This is a genomic window from Deinococcus radiotolerans, from assembly GCF_014647435.1.
GTDB classification, from domain to species: Bacteria; Deinococcota; Deinococci; order Deinococcales; family Deinococcaceae; genus Deinococcus; species Deinococcus radiotolerans.
In genome coordinates this window covers 1024085-1043496 of record NZ_BMPE01000001.1, presented here as the reverse complement: position 1 = coordinate 1043496, position 19412 = coordinate 1024085, and the positions used below count along the sequence as shown (strand labels likewise).

Annotated in this window: 23 protein-coding genes; 10 read left to right on the top strand and 13 right to left on the bottom strand. The window is 70.9% G+C overall.

Features of this window, described 5'->3' with window-relative positions:
* Positions 1–8: 8 nt before the first annotated feature.
* From IEY63_RS05115 to IEY63_RS05090, 6 genes are all read right to left on the bottom strand, one after another.
* On the bottom strand, positions 9–428 hold the full coding sequence (locus IEY63_RS05115; protein WP_189068093.1) for a hypothetical protein: 420 nt from the start codon (positions 426–428) through the stop codon (positions 9–11).
* Positions 429–504: 76 nt separating this feature from the next.
* Positions 505–2721, bottom strand: coding sequence for an AAA family ATPase (locus IEY63_RS05110; RefSeq protein WP_189067829.1), 2217 nt, complete (start codon positions 2719–2721; stop codon positions 505–507).
* On the bottom strand, positions 2718–3035 hold the full coding sequence (clpS, locus tag IEY63_RS05105) for an ATP-dependent Clp protease adapter ClpS (protein ID WP_189067828.1): 318 nt from the start codon (positions 3033–3035) through the stop codon (positions 2718–2720). Before clpS ends, IEY63_RS05110 begins: the two co-directional genes overlap by 4 nt.
* 107 nt (positions 3036–3142) lie before the next feature.
* On the bottom strand, positions 3143–3397 hold the full coding sequence (locus IEY63_RS05100) for a hypothetical protein (RefSeq protein ID WP_229784489.1): 255 nt from the start codon (positions 3395–3397) through the stop codon (positions 3143–3145).
* Positions 3398–3509: 112 nt separating this feature from the next.
* Complete coding sequence (locus tag IEY63_RS05095; RefSeq protein WP_189067826.1) at positions 3510–4601, bottom strand: enolase C-terminal domain-like protein; 1092 nt, start codon at positions 4599–4601, stop codon at positions 3510–3512.
* The gene (locus IEY63_RS05090) at positions 4598–5392 is read right to left on the bottom strand and encodes a P-loop NTPase family protein (protein WP_189067825.1); all 795 of its coding nucleotides are present in this window, start codon (positions 5390–5392) and stop codon (positions 4598–4600) included. The genes IEY63_RS05095 and IEY63_RS05090 overlap by 4 nt, the downstream gene beginning before the upstream one ends.
* Before the next feature lie 117 nt (positions 5393–5509).
* Here IEY63_RS05090 and IEY63_RS22435 point away from each other — a divergent pair, with 117 nt between their 5' ends.
* From IEY63_RS22435 to cysK, 3 genes are all read left to right on the top strand, one after another.
* Positions 5510–5644, top strand: coding sequence for a hypothetical protein (locus tag IEY63_RS22435; protein WP_268239641.1), 135 nt, complete (start codon positions 5510–5512; stop codon positions 5642–5644).
* 19 nt (positions 5645–5663) lie between these two features.
* Positions 5664–7466 (top strand): PRC-barrel domain-containing protein, encoded by a 1803-nt coding sequence (locus IEY63_RS05085; protein ID WP_189067824.1) that lies wholly within the window; start codon positions 5664–5666, stop codon positions 7464–7466.
* Between the two features lie 121 nt (positions 7467–7587).
* Positions 7588–8541, top strand: a complete 954-nt coding sequence (gene cysK / locus IEY63_RS05080; protein ID WP_189067823.1) for a cysteine synthase A — start codon at positions 7588–7590, stop codon at positions 8539–8541.
* A gap of 294 nt (positions 8542–8835) precedes the next feature.
* Here the strand turns inward: cysK and IEY63_RS05075 are convergent, their stop codons facing one another.
* Positions 8836–9576 (bottom strand): DUF937 domain-containing protein, encoded by a 741-nt coding sequence (locus tag IEY63_RS05075; RefSeq protein WP_189067822.1) that lies wholly within the window; start codon positions 9574–9576, stop codon positions 8836–8838.
* A 177-nt stretch (positions 9577–9753) separates the two neighbouring features.
* Here IEY63_RS05075 and IEY63_RS05070 point away from each other — a divergent pair, with 177 nt between their 5' ends.
* From IEY63_RS05070 to IEY63_RS05040, 7 genes are all read left to right on the top strand, one after another.
* Entirely contained in the window at positions 9754–10599 is an 846-nt protein-coding gene (locus tag IEY63_RS05070; RefSeq protein ID WP_189067821.1) for an ABC transporter permease, read from the top strand.
* Positions 10592–11410, top strand: a complete 819-nt coding sequence (locus IEY63_RS05065) for an ABC transporter permease (protein ID WP_229784488.1) — start codon at positions 10592–10594, stop codon at positions 11408–11410. The genes IEY63_RS05070 and IEY63_RS05065 overlap by 8 nt, the downstream gene beginning before the upstream one ends.
* A gap of 88 nt (positions 11411–11498) precedes the next feature.
* Positions 11499–12455, top strand: a complete 957-nt coding sequence (locus tag IEY63_RS05060) for an ABC transporter ATP-binding protein (protein ID WP_189067820.1) — start codon at positions 11499–11501, stop codon at positions 12453–12455.
* Positions 12456–12687: 232 nt separating this feature from the next.
* Complete coding sequence (locus IEY63_RS05055; RefSeq protein ID WP_189067819.1) at positions 12688–12861, top strand: hypothetical protein; 174 nt, start codon at positions 12688–12690, stop codon at positions 12859–12861.
* A gap of 4 nt (positions 12862–12865) precedes the next feature.
* Positions 12866–13240: a hypothetical protein gene (locus IEY63_RS05050; protein ID WP_189067818.1), complete on the top strand. Its 375-nt coding sequence runs from the start codon at positions 12866–12868 to the stop codon at positions 13238–13240.
* Positions 13237–13863: a DNA-3-methyladenine glycosylase gene (locus IEY63_RS05045; RefSeq protein ID WP_189067817.1), complete on the top strand. Its 627-nt coding sequence runs from the start codon at positions 13237–13239 to the stop codon at positions 13861–13863. The genes IEY63_RS05050 and IEY63_RS05045 overlap by 4 nt, the downstream gene beginning before the upstream one ends.
* Before the next feature lie 42 nt (positions 13864–13905).
* The gene (locus tag IEY63_RS05040; RefSeq protein ID WP_189067816.1) at positions 13906–14511 is read left to right on the top strand and encodes a DNA-3-methyladenine glycosylase; all 606 of its coding nucleotides are present in this window, start codon (positions 13906–13908) and stop codon (positions 14509–14511) included.
* On the opposite strand, the gene meaB is transcribed toward IEY63_RS05040, so the two are convergent.
* The 6 genes from meaB to scpA all read right to left on the bottom strand — a co-directional run bounded on the left by meaB (position 14508) and on the right by scpA (position 19362).
* Positions 14508–15455, bottom strand: a complete 948-nt coding sequence (meaB, locus tag IEY63_RS05035) for a methylmalonyl Co-A mutase-associated GTPase MeaB (RefSeq protein ID WP_189067815.1) — start codon at positions 15453–15455, stop codon at positions 14508–14510. The two genes, IEY63_RS05040 and meaB, sit on opposite strands and share 4 nt — an antisense overlap.
* Positions 15440–15940, bottom strand: a complete 501-nt coding sequence (locus tag IEY63_RS05030) for a hypothetical protein (protein WP_189067814.1) — start codon at positions 15938–15940, stop codon at positions 15440–15442. Before IEY63_RS05030 ends, meaB begins: the two co-directional genes overlap by 16 nt.
* Positions 15916–16452: a hypothetical protein gene (locus IEY63_RS05025; RefSeq protein WP_189067813.1), complete on the bottom strand. Its 537-nt coding sequence runs from the start codon at positions 16450–16452 to the stop codon at positions 15916–15918. Before IEY63_RS05025 ends, IEY63_RS05030 begins: the two co-directional genes overlap by 25 nt.
* A complete protein-coding gene (locus tag IEY63_RS05020; protein ID WP_189067812.1) occupies positions 16446–16796 on the bottom strand; it encodes a hypothetical protein in 351 nt (116 codons plus the stop codon). Before IEY63_RS05020 ends, IEY63_RS05025 begins: the two co-directional genes overlap by 7 nt.
* A gap of 140 nt (positions 16797–16936) precedes the next feature.
* Positions 16937–17155 (bottom strand): hypothetical protein, encoded by a 219-nt coding sequence (locus IEY63_RS05015; protein ID WP_189067811.1) that lies wholly within the window; start codon positions 17153–17155, stop codon positions 16937–16939.
* A gap of 77 nt (positions 17156–17232) precedes the next feature.
* Complete coding sequence (scpA, locus tag IEY63_RS05010) at positions 17233–19362, bottom strand: methylmalonyl-CoA mutase (protein ID WP_189067810.1); 2130 nt, start codon at positions 19360–19362, stop codon at positions 17233–17235.
* Between the last annotated feature and the right edge of the window lie 50 nt (positions 19363–19412).

Genomic DNA, 19412 nt, shown 5'->3' with positions numbered 1-19412 from the left:
GGGGTGATTCAGTTGAGGGTGATCTTGCTGGCGACCAGCTTGGTGCCTTCGATCTCGCCTTCCACGGCGACGTTCGCGTTGTTGCGGTCCGTGCCGAAGAAGTCGTCGGCGGTGGTGGCGTTGCCTTCGTAGGTGGTGGTGTCGGTCACGCTGACTTCGTAGTTCTTGTCGTCTTCGTTCAGACCGAAGGTCTTAGCGGTGCCGTCGAAGTTCATGACCATGCCTTCGAGGCCGTCACCAGCGGCCATGTCCGCTTCCTCGCTGGCGTTGGCGCTGTCGTTGTTGTTCATGGTGCTGTCAGCGGCCACGCCAGTGTCGGTCGTGGTGGTGGTGGTGGTGCCGTCGGTGGAGGTCTCGGTGGACTCGGTCTTCGGCGCGCAGGAGGCGAGGAGGGCAGCGGTCAGGAGGGCCAGCAGGGTGGGTTTCATGCCTGTCATCTTCCCGATTCCCCGCGCTTCTCATGTGAGGAGAAAGCCAGGGAATCTTTACGTCCAGTACACGCAATTAAGTGAAAGTGAAGCTCCCATCCTTGACGCCGACCCGCACCCGCCCGCCACCCTTCAGGCGGCCGAACAGCATCAGGTCCGCCAGCGGGCGTTTCAGCTGCGCCTCGATCACGCGCGCCAGGGGCCGGGCGCCCATCAGCGGGTCGTACCCCAGCGCCGCCAGCCGCGCGCGCGCCGCGGGCGTGACGCTCAGGGCCACCTCGCGTTCCTCCAGCTGCACCTGCAACTCGCGGATGAACTTGTCCACCACGCCGCCCATTACCTCCGGCGACAGCGGCGCGAAGTGAAGCACCCCATCCAAGCGGTTGCGGAACTCCGGCGTGAACGTCCGCTTCACGGCCTCCGCCTCCTCGCCCGCGCGGCCCACCCGCCCGAAGCCCAGCGCGGGCCGCGACGCGTCCGCCGCCCCGGCGTTCGTGGTGAACACCAGGATCAGGCCGCGCCCATCCACCTTCTTCCCGGTGTGGTCGGTCAGCGTCCCGTGATCCATGAGTTGCAGGAACACGTTGTACACGTCCGGGTGGGCCTTCTCGATCTCGTCCAGCAGTAGCACCGCGTGCGGATGCTTCGCCACCGCGTCCGTGAGCAGCCCGCCCTGATCGAAGCCCACGTACCCGGGGGGCGCCCCGATCAGGCGCGCGACCGTGTGCGCCTCCTGGTACTCGCTCATGTCGAACCGCGCCAGGTGAATGCCCAGCCGCTCGGCCAGCGCGCGGGCCAGTTCGGTCTTGCCCACCCCGGTCGGCCCGGCGAACAGGAACGCCCCCTGCGGTCTATTCGGGTCGCGCAGGCCCGCGCGGGCCAGTTTCACAGCGCTCGCCACGGCACCCACCGCCGCGTCCTGCCCGAACACCCGCGCCTTCAGGTCAGCCTCAAGGGTCGCCAGGGACATGACCTCCTCGGCCTTCACGGCCCCCAGCGGCACGCGCGCCATGCGGGCCACCGTGCCCTCAATGTCCGGCACGTCGATGGTACCGCCTGTCCCGGCGCTGCTGCGGGCCGCGCCCGCCTCGTCCAGTACGTCGATGGCCTTGTCCGGCAGGAAGCGGTCGCGCAGGTGCCGCACCGACAGCCGCACCGCCGCGTCCAGCGCGTCCGGCGTGAACACCACCCCGTGGTGCGCCTCGTAGCGGGGCGCGAGGCCCTGCACGATCTTCAGCGCGTCCTCCTCTCCCGGCTCGGGCACCTCGACGGTCTGGAAGCGGCGCCACAGCGCCCGGTCCTTCTCCAGGTGCCGCAGTTCCGCCGGGGTGGTCGCCCCCAGCACCCGCAGCTTGCCCCGCGCGAGGGCCGGTTTGAGGAGGTTCGCGGCGTCCACGCTGCCGCCCTCGGTCGCCCCGGCGCCCACCAGCGTGTGCAGCTCGTCGATGAACAGCACCGCGTTCTGCCCGTCCAGCGCGGCAAGGACCGCCTTCAGACGCGCCTCGAAATCACCCCGGTAGCGCGTCCCGGCCAGCAGCGCCCCCAGATCCAGCGCGAACACCGACGCGCCCCGCAGGAAGCCCGGCGCCTCACCGTCCACGATCCGCTGCGCGAGGCCCTCGGCCAGCGCGGTCTTGCCCACACCCGGCTCGCCGACCAGCACCGGGTTGTTCTTCCCGCGCCGCGCCAGCACATGCACCACCCGCTCCAGTTCCGCCACGCGCCCGATCACCGGATCGAACGCCCCGGCGCGCGCCTGCGCCGTCAGGTCGGCGGCGTAGGCCTCCAGCGGGTCCACCTCCGCCTCCGGCGCCTCGGGGGCCGGGCCGTCCACGCCCGCCACGCGCCGCTCCCGCTCACGACCCGGCACCTTCGCCGCGCCGTGCGACACAAAACTCAGCACGTCCAGCCGCGACGCCCCCCGCGCCTCCAGCACCGCACGCGCCGGACTGTCCGGTTCCTCCAGCAACTCCACGAGGACCCGCGCGCCGTCCGCGACCTCATGCCCCTTCCCGCTCGCGTGCAGCTGCAACACCGCGCCCTCCACGACCCGGTGCACGCCCAGCGTGAAGTCCGGCTCGGCATCCGGCACCACCTCGAACTCCGCCAGCAGCGCCTGAAGATCCTCGCGCAGCCGCTCCACGTCCACGCCCACCGCCAGCAGCGCCTCACGCGCCTCCGGATCGTGCGTCAGCGCCAGCAGCAGGTGCTCCAGCGTGACCAGCTCATGCCCGGCCTCGCGCGCGTAGTCCGCCGCGCGGCCGATCGTGACCTGCAAATGATCGCCAATCATGCGTCCGCCTCCGGCTCGGCCACGACGCGCAGGGGGTGCCCGTCGCGGCGTGCGTGGTTCATGACCTGCGCGACCTTCGTTTCCGCCACGTCGCGGGTGTACACGCCGGCCACGCCCTGCCCCTTGTGGTGCACGGCCAGCATGATCAGCTCGGCCTCCTGCTCGGCCTTGCGGAAGTACCGCCTGAGCACCATCACCACGAATTCCATGGGGGTGTAGTCGTCGTTCAGCAGCAGCACCCGGAACAGGCGGGGCCGCTGCGTGTGCGTGCGTTCCAGCGTCTGGGTGCGCGAGTCGAGGTCCCGGCGCGTCATGCGCCCGAGTGTACCCGCCCGCGCCCGCTGAGGCTGCGGCGGCCCTCACGGTCGACGGCGGCGGGCGGCCCGCCGGTGCAGGGGCCGCCCGGGTGGGAGGGTCGGGGTCAGTCGCCGCTGGTCTGGGGTGCCACGTGTGGCGTTTGCAGGTGGCGGGTCATGAGGACCAGCACGAACAGGGCGTGCACGCACAGCAGCGCGAAGACTTCCAGGGTGGACTGCAGGGTGTACCCGGCGGCGCCGACCAGCTGGAAGAGGATCATGACGAGCAGACCCTGCTGGCGGGCCTCGGGGCGCCGCAGGAAGACGAAGGTGCCGCCCGCCATGCTGAACAGCAGCGGCAGCAGCAGTGCGTTAAGCATCTCTTGAGCCATACCTCATTATTGAAGGACAACCATGACAGGCATATGACCCAGATCCTGCTTCAGATGATGCCCGGGGGTTTATGCGACTGGAACTGCCTACACAGGCCCTTCATGAAAGCCGGTACTGGCTCAGTTTGGCTTCATCCACTCGGAGTTCTCTCATGGAAGTGACATCCAGCCACCCGTCCCGGAATGCGATCGGGGCGTTCAGCAGATCATCCTGGAGCTTCAGCACGAAGCTCAGTTCACACGGCTCGGTGACCTCTGCCTGGGTGGACAGCAGCGCCGCGTGAATGGTGCCCAGGCCCGTGCTGGCCTGCGAGCCCACCATGCCCCGCTTGCCCGCCGCCGCCGCCCGGCGCAGCATGCTCAGGCCGTCCGTGAAGCCGTTGCGGGCGGTTTTGACGTTCAGTACGTCGAAGGTATCGAAATCCAGTTCGCGGTCCAGATCGGCAGGCGTGAAACATGAATCGTCCGCCACGACCGGCAACCGCCCCTGCGCGTGCAACTCGGCGCGCGCCCGCAGGTTCCGTGCGGGCAGGGGCTCCTCGACGTACATCAGGCCCGCCTCGCGCATGGCGTCCAGCGCCGCCGGGGCCGACTGCGGCGTCAGCGTCTCGTTGCTGTCCGCGTACAGCAGTACGTCCGGGCCGAACTCGGCGCGCAGCTCGCGGATCACGCGCAGGTCCCGCTCGTGCTCGCGGCCCACCTTCACCTTCAGGCAGCGCACCCCTGCCGTCACCACACGCCGCGCCTCGGCCAGCATCTCCTCGGGCGGGGCGATGCCCAGAATGAAGCTGGGCCGCACCCGCGTGCTCGGGCCCAGCAGTGTGTCGAACAGGGTGACGCCCTGCGCGCGGGCGCGGGCGTCATGCAGCGCCATGTCCAGTGCGCCGCGCGCCGTGTGGTTGTTCACGACACTGTTCCGCACCCGGTTCAGGCTGACCTCATCCGTGATCGCCAGCCCCCGCAGGCCCGCTTCCAGATGCGTGAGGATGCCCAGCACGCTCGCAGTTGTCTCGCCGTAGATGGTGGGGCGCGGCGTGGCCTCCGCCTGCCCCACCGTCCCGTCCGAGAGGGTCACGCGCACCAGCACGTGCTCAGCGGCACTCAGGGCCGAGTGCGCCCCCCACGCCAGCGCCGATGTGAGCGGCAGCCGGAAGGGAATGCCCTCCACCCGCGCGACGGTGGGGGCGCTCACGCTTCACCCCCGGCCCAGGCGCGCACGGCCGCCGCCACACCCGCCGGGTCCAGCGCCACGGTGTCCAGCACCAGCGCCCGCGCGGGCGGCAGCGTCCGCAGGAACGCCTCGGCTGCCACCGGGTCGTAGTTGCGGCGTTCGGACACCACGATCTTCACCTTCGCCAGCACATCCGCCGGGGCGAATCCCGCCTGCGCCAGCGCCGCCAGGTCATCCAGTTCGGCCGGGGTGAACACCGCGTCCACGCCCGTCAGCGCCCCCAGGTCCTCGCGCAGCGCGCCGCCCCCACCCGCGCCCACCTGATCGAACGCGTCCGCGCGGCCCAGCAGCCGCCGCACCCGCACCGCGTCCGGCGCGCCCAGCGCCACGAACCGCCACGCCGGGAACGCCTGCGCTGCGAACCGCACCTCCTCCAGCCCGCGCAGCCCATCGAACACCGGCGCCTCGCCCCAGTGCCGCACGTCCGCCAGCAGCGACCCCAGCGCCTGCGCCATGCCGCCCGGATGCGCGTCACGGTACGCCGCCGTCAGCCGGAAGCGGTCCTCGCGGTCCCGGACCGGCGCGCCACCCGTGGCGGGCAGGATCATCACGGTGTCCGTCACCTCACGCCGGTCCGGCAGCACCCGCATGCCCGCGTCCGTGCCCGTCAGGGCGGCCAGCGCGGTGCTCTTACCCACCCCGGTCACGCCCACCAGCACGGTCAGCGGCAGGTCCGACAGCGGACGCTCGAACTCGGCGGGCGGCGCGCCAGACGCACGCAGAAAAGGCAGGGCCGAAGCAGCAGCACTCATGCGCTCAGGCTAGCCCCCCTTGTGCTTAAAGGGGGCCGCAAGGTTCAGTCAAGCCAGCGTCAGTGGCTCCCCACAGAACCCTGAGCGGCGCTCCATACACTCGGTCTTGGAGGCCCCATGACCCGACTGAAAGGCAAACCCGGAGGCAGCGGCAGTCGAATCCTGCTCGTCCTCATTCTGCTCATCGTCCTGTTCCTGCTGGTGTACTTCCTGTACCTCAAGCCGCAGGGCCTGCTCAACCTGGGCTTCTGACGCCCACCCCGGAGACCCCATGATCAAAGGCAAAGACATCCTCAACCGAAGCATCGTCGCGGTCAGCAGTGGCGAAAAGATTGACCGAGTGCACGACGTCATCTTCGATCATCAGGCCAATCAAGTGCTGGGCCTGCTCGTCGACGAGGGCGGCTGGTTCAGCGCCGCGAAAGTCGTGCCGTTTGATCGGATCCGCAGCGTCGGCGAGGACGCCATCATGATCGGCACGCCCGAAGACGTCACCACCACCCGCGAGGACGGCCGGCTGAAAGACGCGCTGGACAGCAAGATCAGCCTCGTCGGCCTGACCCTGCTCACCACCGACGGGCAGAACCTGGGCCGCATCGCGGACGTGTTCTTCGACGAGCACACCGGGCGGGTCGAGGGGTACGAGGCCACCGGCGGCCTGTTCGCCGACCTGAGCAGCGGCCGCACCTTCGTCCCCGCGCCCGAGAGCGTGCAGATCGGCACCGACACCGCCATCGTGCCCATCACGGTCGCGCAGGCCATGCAGGAGCAGGAGGACGGCGGCCTGAAGGGCGCACTCAGCAGCGCCGGTGAAAGCCTGAGCGGCGCCTACCAGAACGCCGCCGAGGGAATCAAGGACGCGTACGGCAACGCGGCCGAAGGGGTCAAGGGCGCCTACGAGAACATCGCCGAGGCCACTCGCGAACGCCAGAAGGAATACGTGGTCGGCAAGACCGCCGGGGGCGACATCACTGCCGTGGACGGCCACCTGATCGTCGCCAAGGGCGAGACCATCACCGCCGCGCACGCTGACGACGCCGAGGCCGCCGGGAAACTCGCCGCGCTCGCCACCGCCGCGACCGGCGGCACCATCGCCGAGGCGTACGGCAGCGCCCGCGACCGCGTGCAGGAATCCTACGAGGACGTCAAGGGCGCCACCGCCGAACGCCAGAAGGCGTACGTGATCGGCAAGACCGCCCGCAGCGAGATCACCACCGACGCGGGCGAGGTCATCGTGCCCGCCGGGGCCACCATCACCAGCTTCCAGGCCGACCGCGCCGAGCAGACCGGCCGCCTCGCCGCCCTGACCGCCACCGCCACCGGCGGCGCCCTCCAGGACGGTGTCGAGGGCCTACGGCAACGTCAGCAGCTCGACCCGAACAGCCCCGAGGCGACCATCGGCCGCCGCGTGAAGACCGACGTGCGCGCCCCCGGCGGCAGCCTCGTGGCCGCGCAGGGCCAGATCGTCACGCCCGCCATCCTGGACCGCGCCCGGCACGTCGGGGTGCAGCAGGCCCTGATTGACGCCACCACCAGCACCGCCCGCCCCGGCGTGGCCGCCACCAGCGCCGTCAGCCAGGGCCTGGGGAACGTCAGCGAGAGCGCCGGGAACCTGCTCGAACGTGCCAAACACTGGCTGGGCGACAAGCGCGAGCAGGCCGAGCAGGCCATCGACCAGCGGCAGCAGGAAGCGCAGGAGCAGAAGGTCCGCGACGCGCTGGGCCGTCCCGTCACCCGCGTGATCCTCGCCCCGGACGACAGCATCATCCTGAACGTCGGCGAGATCGTCACCCACAGGGCCGTGCAGGCCGCACGCGACGGCGACGTGCTGGACATCCTGGTCGAAAGCGTCAACAAGGACGCCCCGCACCTCGATCCCCTGGCCAGCCGCCCCGACGCGACCGGTGAAGCGGCGCTGGAGAGCCAGCCCGACCCCCTGCACCCCGTCGCCCAGCCCGCCAGTCAACCTGCGGCCTCGGCGCACGTCCAGGCCCAGCCCGCCGTGCAACGCCAGCCTGCCGAGGAGCGCCGCCCCGCGTCCCTCCCGGTCGCGCCTGACGACCGCCCGAGCTGAGACCCTAGCCCCAGCCGCGTCCGCCCCGCCAGCCTAGGCGCGGGCGGACGCTCAGTGCATCCGGGGCGACCTGTCTGCGCCGCCACCACCGCCCGGCCCGGCAGCGCCTATCCTGAACGCCATGATCGAGTCCCTCATCGGGCACACCCCCCTCCTGCAACTGACGCGCGTCGTCGAGCCCGGCATGGCCGACGTGTTCGTGAAACTCGAAGGTCAGAACCCCGGCGGCAGCATCAAGGACCGCACCGCCCTGGGCCTCATCGAGGACGCCGAGCGGCGCGGCGTCCTGAAACCCGGCGGGACCATCGTCGAACCCACCAGCGGCAACACCGGCATCGGCCTGGCGCAGGTCGCCGCGGCCAAGGGCTACAAGCTGATCCTGTGCATGCCCGCCAGCATGAGCGAGGAACGTAAACGCACCCTGGTCGCCTACGGGGCCGAACTGATCCTCACCGACCCCACCCGCCGCATGCTGGCCGCCATCGAGGAAGCCGAGAAGCTCGTGCAGGAGCGCGGCGCGGTCATGATGAACCAGTTCGGAAACCCCGCCAACCCCGCCGTGCACGAACGCACCACCGGCCCCGAACTGTGGGAGCAGATGCATGGCCGCATCGATGCTTTCGTGTACGGCAGCGGCACCGGCGGCACCATCAGCGGCGTCGGCCGGTACCTCAAACGCATGAACCCGGACGTGCAGATCATCGCGTGCGAACCCGCCCGCAGCAACGTCCTGACCGGCGGCGAGATGGGCACGCACGGCTTCCAGGGCATGGGCCCCGGCTTTATCCCGGACAACCTCGACCGCAGCGTCATTGACGACGTCGTGGACGTGTGGGAGGAGGACGCCTACCCCCTGGCCCGCAGACTGGCGCAGGAGGAAGGCGTGTTCGTCGGCATGAGCAGCGGCGCCATGGCCTGGGCCGCGCTGGAGGTCGCCCGCCGCCTGGGGCCCGGCAAGCGCGTCGCCACCATCGCCTGCGACACCGGCGCGCGCTACCTGACCACCAGCCTCTTCGCGGGCGAGGGTGACACGCCCCCCGGCTACCAGCCCCGCTCCCGCGAACGCACCGCGTAACCCTCCGGCGAAGCAGAGGATCGCCAGTTGGTGAATGCGCCCGCTACCACCAAACCGCACTGCCCTGCTGATGGCGCCGCCCTGCACTCCGCCCGCACTTCAGTCCTGATCGGTGGGGAGTCCGCCGATCAGGAGACCAACTGGCTCTCAGGATGGCGCTTACTAAAGCGCTCTCACATTGGTTTTCACGCCCCGCTGCATGCCCGACCAAACAGATTCTGGCCCGTTTCAAACGCCATACCGAGAGGCCCGGTGGCAGGTGCGCCGGGCCTCTCTCCCGTCCTGTGGGGACGTCTAGCGGCGGCCCCCGCCGAACATGCCGATCAGGTCATTCAGGGCATTGCCGTCCCGGTCACCGTCCAGCGCGCGGTTCAGCGTGCCGAACAGGTCGCCACTGCCGCCCGGGGTGCTGGTCTGTGCGGCCCCGGCATTCGGATAGCCGGGCAGGACGCTGCCGCCCCCCAGCACGCTGCCGGACTGCGGCTGCGCTGGCGCGCGCTGCTGACCCCCACCCAGGATGCCGCCCAGCACGCTGCCCAGACCGCCGCCCCCCACCAGGCCGCCCAGGATGCTGCCCAGATCCGGTCCGCCCCCCTGACCACCCGTCTGGCCGGTGTTCGCGCCCGTCCCGCCGCCCTGCCGCTGACGGCCCAGGTACGCCAGGACCAGCGGGGCCAGCATGCTCAGAATCTGCATGGCCAGCTGCGGGTTGATCCCGGCGCGTTGACTGACGGCCTGCGCGGCCTGTCCCTGCTGCCCGCCGAACACGTGCCCCAGGATCTTCTGCCCGTCCTGGGTGTCGGGCACCTGCCCGCCGGAGAAGGCGTCCAGCGCCGAGCCGTCATGACGGTCCAGCGCGCCACTCAGGGTGTCCAGACCGCCGGGCTGCGCGGCGTTGCGGGTCAGGGCGCCCAGCAGGAGCGGCAGGGCCGCCTCCATGGCCGCCTGCGTCTGCTGCGGGGTGGTGCCCGCCTGCTGCCCGATGCGCTGCTCCGCCTGTCCCATTCCGCCCAGCATGTTGAAGATGTCCATCATGTGAAGCCTCCCTTTGACGTGCGCCTAGCGTAAGGCGCGCACCTGGGTGCCCGATGCGCCCGGCATTCAGGAAACCCTGACGGACGCCTGCCCACTCCGCCACCCGGCGTATTCCACCCTTCCCCCTTCCCCCGGTACCCTGAACGCTTCCGGTTCGGCAACTGGAGGAGGGAACCTATGACCACCACGCCCGCCCCCCCCACGGGGGGCCACGTTTCACGCCTGTCCCGGCTGGCGCTGCCCTGGGCGGTGTCCCGGCTGGGCTTCCAGCGGCAGTTCGCGTACCCGCAGGCGGCCCTGTGGGGCCTGATCACCAACTCGTTCTTCGGGCTGCTGCGCGTCGCGGTGCTCTTGGCGCTGTTCGGCACCCGCCCGCAGGTCGCCGGGTACACCCCGCAGGACGCCATCACGTACACGGGCCTGACGCAGGCGTTCATCATGGCCTTCAGCCTGTTCGGCTGGTTCGACTTCATGCGCGTCATCCACCGGGGCGAGGTGACGGCGGACCTGCTGCGCCCCGCCAGCCTGCTGGGTTTCTGGGCCGCGCAGGACGCCGGGCGCGCCCTGGGGCAGCTGGCGCTGCGCGGCCTGCCCATGCTGCTGATCTTCCAGGTCATCTGGGGCCTGAACTGGCCGCCCGGCCCGCTCGCCTGGGCGCAGGTTGTCCTGAGCGTCCTGCTCGCCTGGGGCTGCGGATTCTTGTTCCGCTTCCTGGTGAACTGCGCGGCGTTCTGGTCGCCGGACGCCGTGGGGTTCGGGCGTTTCGCGTGGGCGGTGCTGGGCCTGGGCTGCGGCTTCCTGATGCCCCTGGCTTTCTTCCCCGAGTGGTTCCGTGCGCTGCTGGCCTGGACGCCCTTTCCCGCCATGCTGAACACCACCGTGGAACTGTGGGTGGGCGTTACCGGCGGCGCGGCCGCGTGGGCGGCACTGGGCACGCAACTGGGCTGGACCGTGGCGCTGCTGCTGGCCTGTCACGTCACGCTGCGGGCGGGCCTGCGGCGGCTGGAGGTCGCCGGTGGCTGACTTCCGGCATCACCTGACCCTGTACCTGCGGCTGCTGGGCGCGCAGATCCGCTCGCAGGGTGCGCACCGCACCTCGTTCATCCTCGACGCGCTGGGTAGCCTCCTGATCACCGCCGCCGAGTTCGCCGCGCTCGCGCTGGTCCTCCCACGCTTCGGCGGGCTGGGCGGCTGGACGCTGGGCGAGATCTGCCTGCTGTACGGCCTCGCGGAACTCGCGTTCGTCCTCATGGACATCCTGTTCGGGGGTTTCGACGCGCCCAATCTCTCCGCGCACGTCCGCAGCGGCTCGTTCAGCACCTTCCTGCTGCGCCCCGCCCCGCTGACATTGCAGGTGTTCGCCTCCGACTTCGCGCTGCGCCGCATCCCGCGCGTGCTGCTCGCCGCCGCCATCGCCGGGTACGGCCTCACGCACGCTCCCCTCGCCGCCGGGCCCGAAACCGCCGCCCTCTTGACGGCCGCCGTGCTGGGCATGATCTGCTTCTTTGGCGGGCTGTTCGTCATCGGCGGCACCCTCACCTTCTGGACGGTGGACAGCGTCGAGGCCATGAACGTCCTCACCTACGGCGGCCGCACCCTGATCAGCTACCCCATGGACATCTACAGCGCGTGGCTGCGCCGCACCTTCACGTACCTGATCCCTGCCGCGTTCCTGAGCTACCTGCCCGCCCTGCACCTGCTGGGCCGCCCCCTGCCCGACGGCCTGCCGGACTGGGCCGCGCTGATCGGTCCGCTGGCCGGGCCACTCGTGCTGGCCGCTGCGTTCGCGTTCTGGCGCGTCGGCGTGCGGCACTACCAGGGGACCGGGACATGAGGGCTGTGGGTTCTGAGCTGTGGGCTTCGAGGATCGCCCCGACCGTCCCCGCCCGTCACAACACGCCATTCACGGGAGGAGGCACCCCATGATTCACGTCGAGCACCTGCGCAAGACCTTCACCACCCGCACCGGCCGCTTCCTGAGCGCACAGCGCCGCACTCACGAGGCCGTCCGGGACGTGTCCTTCCACGTCCCACGCGGCGAGATCGTCGGGTACCTCGGGCCGAACGGGGCGGGGAAGAGCACCACCGTCAAGATCCTCACCGGGCTGCTCGTCCCCGACAGCGGCGCCGTCACGGTGGGCGGCCTGACGCCCTGGCAGGACCGCCGCCGCCACGTCGCGCGGCTCGGCGCGGTGTTCGGGCAGCGCACCACCCTGTGGTGGGACCTGCCGGTCATCGAGAGCCTGCGCCTGCTGCGGCACGTGTACCGCATCCCGCAAGGCCGCTGGCAGGCGAACCTGGACACCTTCACCGCACTGCTCGACCTGGGGCCGTTCCTGCACACCCCGGCCCGCGCGCTGTCGCTGGGGCAGCGGATGCGCGCCGACCTCGCCGCCGCGCTCCTGCACGACCCGGACCTCCTGTTCCTGGACGAACCCACCGTCGGCCTGGATGTCGTGGCGAAGGACCGTATCCGGGACTTCATCGCCCACATCAACCGTGAACGCGAGGTCACAGTGCTGCTTACCACGCACGACCTCGGGGACGTCGAGCGGCTTGCGCGGCGCGTCCTGATCATCGACCACGGGCAACTGCTGTTCGACGGCGACCTCGCCAGACTTCAGGCCGCGTACGGCTCGCAGCGCGAACTGCACGTGGACTTCGACGGCCCTGTCGCTCAACCGGAGGTGCCGGGCCTGACCCTCCTGACCCACGAACCGGGCCGCGCCACGTACGCCTTCACGGGCGCCGCCGCGGGGCCTATCGCCCGCGTCACCGCGCACGCCCCCGTCCGCGACCTCACCGTGCGCGAACCGGACATCGAGGCCACCATCCGCCGCATCTACGAGGGAGATCTGCTCCGAGCCGGGATACGGTAGAGGACAGGTCGCGACCTGAAGCCACAGGCCCTGCGCCCAGCGTGAGCACAGGCACGCTGTTCCCGCCGCTCCTGACCTTCGCGTTCGCCGGGTCCCTGGTGCTCCTCACAGCGGACTGCCCCCTGCGCCGCTCTGCCCGTTGCTGCGCTGGACGGCTGTGATGGTCTGGCGTCCACGTGCCGCACCCAGCACTGCTCCCGTTCCGACCCCAGTGATCCTGCTCAGGCTGCCAGTGTCGGGCGCCGCGCTGGACTTCGTGCTGGTGCGTTCCCTTGCCGCCGGGCAGTGGACGCTGCTGAGCACGGTCGTGGCGGCCTGCACCGGCGCACTGAGTCCCCATGCGCCGCGCGCGGGTCGGGTGAAGGCCGCGCCTCACCCCGGCGGGCAGCCCGCCGCGTTAGGCTGACCGGGTGACCCATCCAGAGCCCGCCACGCCAGCGTCGCGCGCATTCCTCCTCTTCCAGCTGACGCTACTGGCAGTGGCCGCTGCAGTGAACGCCGCGAATCTGCTCGGCACGCCGGACGGACCGACGCCGCTGCGTCTCGTCTGCTCGGCGTTCCCATTCGTCCTACTGGTGATGTGGATGGTCCGGCTGTACCTGAAGCGGCCCCTGAACGTGCTGCCCGTCCTGCTCATTGGGCTCGCGGTTCTGTCCCTGTCTGCTCTGGCGGTCGCCCTCGCTGAGGGGGAGGGGTTGCCGCCCTTCAAGCTCATTCTCCTGCTCTTCAACCTGGTGGCGCTCGGCCTGGGCGTCCTCATCGCGCGTCAGCCTGCCCAGCCGTGACGGTCCCGCTGCTTCCCGCTCATTTCCAGGGTGATCCGGTGGCGGCCGCGCGCGCGTTGCTGGGCGGGACGCTGGTGCGCGTGCTGGACGGCGGGGAACGCCTGACCGGGCAAATCGTGGAGGTCGAGGCGTACGACTGCCCCCGCGATCCCGCCTGCACCGCCGGCCGCTTCCACGCGGCCCGGAGTGCCGAGATGGCCATACCGCCCGGCACGTGGCTGTTCTGGACGGCGCACGGCCACCCGCTGCTTCAGGTCGCGTGCCGCCCGGAAGGCGTGTCGGCCAGCGTGCTCATCCGCGCCCTTGAACCGCTGGAGGGCCTGGGACACATGCTGAGCTTCCGGCCCGTCACCCGCGAACGGGACCTGACGAACGGCCCGGCGAAACTGGTGTACGCGCTGGGCCTGAACCCCGCGCAGATCAGCGGGCGGCCCGTGAACGCCCCGGAGCTGCACCTCCTGCCGCCCCCCGTGCCCCTGCCCGACGAACAGGTGGAGGTCACGGCCCGCGTCGGCATCCGCGAGGGACGCAACCTCCCATGGCGCTTCACGCTGCGCGGCAACCCCTGGGTGTCGCCCGCCGTGCCCAGCATGGACCTCGCCCGCCCATTCCACGCGGAGTAGCGCGTACAGTCCTTCCCGCCGCTGCACCCTACGCTGGCGCGCATGGACCTCTCCCACGCCCGCGCCCTGAGCGCCCATACCTTCGCGGGCGATCCGGTCACCCTGGCGCGCGACCTGCTGGGGGCCGCGCTGGTGCGCGTGCTGCCCAGCGGCGAACGGCTCGCGGCGCGGATCGTGGAGACCGAGGGCTACGACTGCCCGCGCGACCCCAGCTGCTACGTCGTCGCCCGGCTGCCGGGCGCGGCGGCGAGCATGGCGGGCCCGCCGGGCCGGGTGTACTACCACATCGCGTACGACCAGCCCCTGCTGAACATCGTGTGCCGGCCCGAGGGCGTGCAGGCCGCCATCCTGATCCGCGCGGCCGAACCCCTGGCCGGCGAGGAGCGGATGCGTGAGCGGCGGCCCGTGAAGCGCCGCCTGGACCTCACGAACGGCCCCGCGAAGCTCGTCACGGCCCTGCACCTGGGACCTGAGCTGCGCGGCCAGCCGGTGGACGGCCCGGACTTCTACCTCGTGCCCGGCAACCCCCTGCCGGATGGGGACGTGACCACCACTGCCCGCGTGGGCCTGCGCCGGGGCGCCGATCTGCCCTGGCGGTTCCTGATCACCGGCAACCCCTGGGTGTCGGCGGGGAAACCCAGCGCCTAGGGATCCGGGGTCAGCAGCGCCGCGACGCCCTGCACCGCTGTCCGCTCCCCGCGCGTGACCTCGGCGCGCAGGGCGTGCAGCCGCGCCGGGTCCAGGCCCGCCTGGAACGCCCGCCACGCCGCCTCGCGCAGCAGTTCGTCGAACCACTGCGCCGCCTGCCCCTGGCGTTTCACGCGCAGGTCCACGGCGGCGCGGTAGGCCTCGACGGTCGCCCAAACGCTGTCCAGCCCCTCACCGGTCAGCGCGGACGCCCGCAGCGCCATGGGTCGCCACGGCGCGTCGTGCGGGGTGAGCAGCGTCAGCGCCGTGCGGAGTTCCGTCTGGGCGCGCACCGCCGCCTGCGGGTTCGTGTCCGCCTTGTTCACCACGCACACGTCCGCGAGTTCCATGATCCCCCGCTTGATGCCCTGTAACTCGTCCCCGGCATTCGGGAGGGTCAGCAGCACGAACAGGTCCGTCATGGCCGCCACCTGCGTCTCGCTCTGGCCCACGCCCACCGTCTCCACGAGGATCACGTCGAAGCCCGCCGCCTCGCACAGCGTGATGGACTCCCGCGTGCGCCGCGCCACGCCACCCAGCGTGCCCCCGCTGGGGCTGGGGCGGATGAACGCATTCGGGTGCACCGTCAGGCGCGGCATGCGCGTCTTGTCGCCCATGATGCTGCCGCCCGTCCGGGCCGAACTGGGGTCCACAGCCAGCACTGCCACCCGGTGCCCCGCGTCGGCCAGCCGCACGCCCAGCGCCTCGATGAACGTGCTCTTGCCCACGCCCGGCATGCCCGTCAGCCCGATCCGCACGGACTGCCCCGCCCGCGGCAGCACCTCCGACAGGAGGGCCTGCGCCTGCGCCTCATGCTCGGGCCGCGTGGACTCGACCAGCGTGATGGCCTTCGCCAGCGCCCGCCGCGCCCCCGACAGCAGCGGCAGCGTCAGAGGATGGGCCATGATGTCAACTCCGCGCAGTTCAGCGCCTCGTAGGCTGTGGGGGATGGCGTGAACCGGAACGCCGCAGGCAGGGGCAAGTCCTGCGGGCGAGGCGAACGTGAGTACCGCACGCCGTCCCGCTGGCCCGAGGTCGTCACCCGGTTCACCCGACCGTCCGCGCCCAGCGTCCACGCGATCGTCCCGAAGTCCCAGTCGCCCTGCGCCGTCCACGTCACCGTCTTCCAGCCTCCGTTCGCATAGCGCGTGAACGTCAGGTGCGTCACGGCGTCCAGGACGCTCGTGTAGCTGAACTCCAGCTGCTGCACCCGCCCGGACCGGTCGCTGACCTCCTGCACCCGTTCAAAGGTCTGCCAGTCCAGTGGACCACATGCGGGTGGCTCGAACGTCCGGACCGACCAGCCCGCGGGCCAGTCCGCCGCGCCCGCCCCTCCGGTCAGGCACGCCAGCAGGAGCACACGCGTCAGGGGATGGGCAGTGGTGGGCAAGTGAACCTCTGAATCAGGTCGGCGGGGCGCAGTTCGCGCTCCAGGGTCGGCCAGGGGACGCGGTCCTGGGGCTGCACGTCGCCCCACTCGCGGGTCTGCACGACCGGCCCGGTTGGGTCGATCAGCAGCTCAATCCGCGCGGCGACCATGTCCTGGCCGGGCGTGCGGCGCAGCACCCACGAGTACGCGCGGGGGCGGCCTGCCTCATCCCAGTCGATGCGCTGCTCGGTCCGGTCCGGGTTCCAGCCGGACGCGGCGCGGAACACCAGTCGCCGCACCGTACCGCGCGCGTCCGTCCAGGTCTGCACATCGAAGAACGCGTCCCTGATGCACGGCATCGACGAGCCCTGGAATGCCCGCCAGCCTCCCAGTGCGGCGTCATTCCCGGTCATGACCGCCCGCGCGGACGCGGCAGGGGAGAGGCCCACCGGACCGCTCGCCCCACCTGCCAGTCCGGCCCCGCCCGTCAGCGACGCACTCAGCAGCATCGCCAGCATCACCTGTTTCAGCATGTCAGCCCCCTCGGTACCGCCCTCAGGTACGACCTCAGCGGTGTCGTCACGCCCCGCGCGCGGAACCCCGTCTCCTTCACCAGTCGCCCGCGCGCGTCGAACGCCCCACGCACGTCCAGCAGGCGACCCGCGAAGCCACTCCAGCTCACGCTCAGGCCCGTCAGTCGCCCCGCCCGGTCGTAACTCTGCCGCACCCGCAGCGTGTTGTCCGGCACCAGTCGCGCGTACGTCAGGCTCCGCACGCGGCCCGAGCGGTCCAGCAGGTACGTCGTGTCCTCCCGCTCGCACACCCGCAGGCCGCCCACCTGCGCGGGCGGCCCCGCAGGCGGCGCGGGCAACGTCATCCCGGCCGCACCCGCTCCACCCAGTCCAGCCCCAGTCAATCCAGCGGTGCCCAGCACGGCACACGCCACCACAGCCCTCAGTCGGTTCAGCATGCGCGCAGGTACGCGGCGAGGTGGGCAGAGGTTGCGAGACACGCGCGTCAGGCTCTCCGGCGAAAGATCAGGGAGATCAGCCAGACGCACAGACTCACGATGAAGAGGACGCCCGTCACGAGGGCCAGCAGGAGCGGAGCGCGGACATCGGGCAGGGTGTCCCAGGCTTCTGGTCCGCCCCCCGCAAGCAAAAGCAAGAAGCCCAGCCCCAGCGGTTCAAGGAGCAGCAGTGCGCCCGTCACCACGCCCAGGAGGCCGACCGTCATGCCCCAGCAGCCCAGATGCCGCCAGACCCGGATGGGATCGGCGGGCGCTGGGATCTGCGAGCTGGGCTGGGGTGTGCTCACGCCTGTTCGCGCGCTCGCAGGAGGTTCAGCACTTCGCGCGCGCTGTTCAGGATGGGCGTGCCGGGGCCGAAGATGCCCGCCGCGCCCGCCTCGCGCAGGGCGGGGTAGTCCTGCTGCGGGATCACACCGCCCACGACGACCAGAATGTCCCCGGCGCCCTGTTCACGCAGCCCGGCGATCAACTGGGGCACGAGGGTCTTGTGCCCGGCGGCCTGACTGCTCACGCCGACAACGTGCACGTCGTTCTCGATGGCCTGGCGCGCAGCTTCCTCGGGCGTCTGGAAGAGGGGGCCGACGTCCACGTCGAAGCCCAGGTCGGCGAAGCCCGTGGCGATGACCTTCGCGCCGCGGTCGTGCCCGTCCTGGCCCATCTTCACGACGAGGATGCGGGGGCGGCGGCCCTCGGCCTCGGCGAAGGCCTCGATCTCGTTCTGGAGGGACGCGAAGCCCTCGTCGCCGTCGTACCCGGCGGCGTACACGCCCGACAGGGTGCGGATCTCGGCGGCGTGGCGGCCCCAGGCGCGTTCCAGGGCGTCGCTGACCTCGCCCACCGTGCAGCGGGCCGCCATGGCGGTGACCGCGAGGGCCAGCAGGTTGCCCTCGCCGCTGCGAGCGGCGTGTTCCAGGGCCGCGAGGGCGGCCTGCACGGCCTGCGGGTCGCGCGTTTCGCGCACGCGGTTCAGGCGGGCGATCTGCGCGTCCCGGACGGCGGCGTTGTCGATGTCCAGCACGTCCACCGGGGTGTCCTGCGTGGGGCGGTACTTGTTCACGCCGACGATGACGTCCTCGCCCCGGTCGATGCGGGCCTGTTTGCGCGCGGCGGACTCCTCGATGCGCAGTTTCGGCACGCCGCTCTCGATAGCCTTCGCCATGCCACCCAGCCCCTCGACCTCGCGCATCAGTTCCCGTGCCTTCTCGGCCAAGTCATGCGTGAGGCGTTCCATCATGAAACTGCCGCCCCAGGGGTCCACGACGTGCGGGATGCCGGTCTCCTCCTGAATCACCAGCTGGGTGTTGCGGGCGATGCGGGCGCTGAAGTCGGTGGGGAGGCCGATGGCCTCGTCGAAGGAGTTCGTGTGTAGGCTCTGCGTGCCGCCGAACACGGCGGCCATCGCCTCGACGGTCGTGCGGATGACGTTGTTGTACGGGTCCTGCTCGGTCAGGCTCCAGCCGCTCGTCTGGCAGTGGGTGCGCAGCGCGCGGCTCATGGGGTTCCTCGGCTCGAAGGGCGCCATGAGTTCGCTCCACAGGAGGCGGGCGGCGCGGAGCTTGGCGACTTCCATGTAGAAGTTCATGCCGATCCCGAAGAAGAAACTCAGGCGCGGCGCGAACTCGTCGATGTGCAGGCCCTTGCCCAGCGCGGCCTTCACGTACTCCAGCCCGTCGGCGAGGGTGTAGGCGAGTTCCAGCGCGGCGTTCGCCCCGGCCTCTTGGATGTGGTACCCGGAAATGGAGATGGAGTTGAAGCGCGGCATCTGCTGCGCCGTGAACTCGATGATGTCCGCGATGATTCGCATGCTGGGTGCCGGCGGGTAGATGTACGTGTTGCGGACCATGAACTCTTTGAGGATGTCGTTCTGGATGGTCCCGGACAGCTGATCCAGGGCCGCGCCCTGTTCCAGGCCCGCCACGATGTACCCCGCCAGGATCGGCAGGACCGCGCCGTTCATGGTCATGGACACCGACATCTCGCTCAGCGGAATGCCGTCGAAGAGGATCTTCATGTCCTCGACGCTGTCGATGGCGACCCCGGCCTTGCCCACGTCGCCCACCACGCGTGGGTGGTCGCTGTCGTACCCGCGGTGCGTGGCGAGGTCGAACGCGACCGACAGGCCCTTCTGCCCGGCGGCGAGGTTGCGGCGGTAGAAGGCGTTCGATTCCTCGGCGGTACTGAAGCCCGCGTACTGCCGGATCGTCCAGGGGCGTGCGGCGTACATGGTGGCGCGCGGCCCACGCGTGAAAGGCGGCAGGCCCGGCAGTGAGGCCGTGTCCACGTCCTGCACGTCGTCTGCGGTGTACAGCGCCTGAAGGGTGATGCCCTCGGGCGTCTCGCGGTTCAGGCGCGCAGGGTCGGCGCCTTTAAGGTCCTTGCTGGCCTGGGCTTTCCAGGCACTCAGGTCGGGCATGTGTGTTCCTCCGTGTGCTGCCGCCATCATGCCACCCGCTCCGCCCGGCA

Coding starts and splice junctions, on each gene's coding strand:
- IEY63_RS05115 (WP_189068093.1), bottom strand. CDS start 428: ATGAAACCCACCCTGCTGGCCCTCCTGACCGCTGCCCTCCTCGCCTCC.
- meaB (WP_189067815.1), bottom strand. CDS start 15,455: ATGGCCCATCCTCTGACGCTGCCGCTGCTGTCGGGGGCGCGGCGGGCG.
- IEY63_RS05015 (WP_189067811.1), bottom strand. CDS start 17,155: ATGACGGTCGGCCTCCTGGGCGTGGTGACGGGCGCACTGCTGCTCCTT.
- IEY63_RS05090 (WP_189067825.1), bottom strand. CDS start 5,392: ATGAGTGCTGCTGCTTCGGCCCTGCCTTTTCTGCGTGCGTCTGGCGCG.
- cysK (WP_189067823.1), top strand. CDS start 7,588: ATGATCGAGTCCCTCATCGGGCACACCCCCCTCCTGCAACTGACGCGC.
- IEY63_RS05025 (WP_189067813.1), bottom strand. CDS start 16,452: ATGCTGAAACAGGTGATGCTGGCGATGCTGCTGAGTGCGTCGCTGACG.
- IEY63_RS05060 (WP_189067820.1), top strand. CDS start 11,499: ATGATTCACGTCGAGCACCTGCGCAAGACCTTCACCACCCGCACCGGC.
- scpA (WP_189067810.1), bottom strand. CDS start 19,362: ATGCCCGACCTGAGTGCCTGGAAAGCCCAGGCCAGCAAGGACCTTAAA.
- IEY63_RS05110 (WP_189067829.1), bottom strand. CDS start 2,721: ATGATTGGCGATCATTTGCAGGTCACGATCGGCCGCGCGGCGGACTAC.
- IEY63_RS22435 (WP_268239641.1), top strand. CDS start 5,510: ATGACCCGACTGAAAGGCAAACCCGGAGGCAGCGGCAGTCGAATCCTG.
- clpS (WP_189067828.1), bottom strand. CDS start 3,035: ATGACGCGCCGGGACCTCGACTCGCGCACCCAGACGCTGGAACGCACG.
- IEY63_RS05075 (WP_189067822.1), bottom strand. CDS start 9,576: ATGATGGACATCTTCAACATGCTGGGCGGAATGGGACAGGCGGAGCAG.
- IEY63_RS05040 (WP_189067816.1), top strand. CDS start 13,906: ATGGACCTCTCCCACGCCCGCGCCCTGAGCGCCCATACCTTCGCGGGC.
- IEY63_RS05100 (WP_229784489.1), bottom strand. CDS start 3,397: ATGCTTAACGCACTGCTGCTGCCGCTGCTGTTCAGCATGGCGGGCGGC.
- IEY63_RS05020 (WP_189067812.1), bottom strand. CDS start 16,796: ATGACGTTGCCCGCGCCGCCTGCGGGGCCGCCCGCGCAGGTGGGCGGC.
- IEY63_RS05085 (WP_189067824.1), top strand. CDS start 5,664: ATGATCAAAGGCAAAGACATCCTCAACCGAAGCATCGTCGCGGTCAGC.
- IEY63_RS05070 (WP_189067821.1), top strand. CDS start 9,754: ATGACCACCACGCCCGCCCCCCCCACGGGGGGCCACGTTTCACGCCTG.